This window comes from Bradyrhizobium sp. P5_C12, from assembly GCF_054049735.1.
Map to the genome: position 1 here is coordinate 1 of NZ_JBFULU010000134.1, position 869 is coordinate 869.

The 869-nt window shown below is 47.0% G+C and carries 1 protein-coding gene; it reads left to right on the forward strand.

Annotated features, from left to right (window positions below; genetic code table 11):
- Positions 1–145: 145 nt before the first annotated feature.
- Positions 146–869, forward strand: a 724-nt coding sequence (locus tag ACXJMY_RS37950) for a nucleotidyltransferase domain-containing protein (RefSeq protein WP_456624461.1), incomplete at its 3' end; no start/stop codon positions are given.

Consider the following 869-nt stretch of genomic DNA (forward strand, 5'->3'; position numbering starts at 1 on the left):
GCCGAGAGGCCGCCCTYTTTTCATTCTCGCATTGCAACTTATGGTTTTCTATCGATAACTAGTGCGTACCAGAGCCAAAAGGGTGGGTTAGCGCCACCCGGCATTCTAATTGATTTCCGAATTGGCCTTTTTCGGGGGAACCGCAATGCCACGATTTGACGGGATCAACATTCCCGAGACGCTTCGAAGGCGATTCGACAACCGAATGATCTACTCTCGAACTAAATTGGACCTGCTCGCTACAAAACTGGCAAAAGCCCGCCATCCGAAAGTTTTTGAACATCTAACAATTTATGCTGCGGGATCGTACGGCAGGCTAGAAGCCAGCAGATATTCCGACATCGACTTATTTTTTGTGCTTGCCAAGCCGCGAAGCTACTTCGACGAAATCAAAGTCCCAGAAATCCGACTGCTTTCGGAAATAGTCGACATCGGCTACAATATGGACTTTCCCAAATTTTCTAATGACGGGCATTTTCTCAAGCTTTTGTTTCTCGACGACATCCTCGAGAATCTAGGAAGTCCGGCCGATGACTACCACAATCATTTTACTGCACGGATGCTTCTTTTGCTCGAGAGCAAACCAATCTACGGCGAACACGTGTACAATAAGCTTTTACGAGAAACGACAGGGAGCTATTTTCGCGACTACCCCTATCATCCGAAAGACTTTCATCCGACATTTCTAACTAATGACATCCTCCGCTTTTGGAAAACACTCTGTCTCAACTATGAGCACAAGCGCAATCAGACTGAAAGTCGGCGCAAGACAAAACACAAGGTGAAAAACTTCAAACTAGGCTTCAGCCGCCTACTCACATGCTTCGCCACGGTTGCAGTCCTAAGCACATATCGAGAGACAATAACGC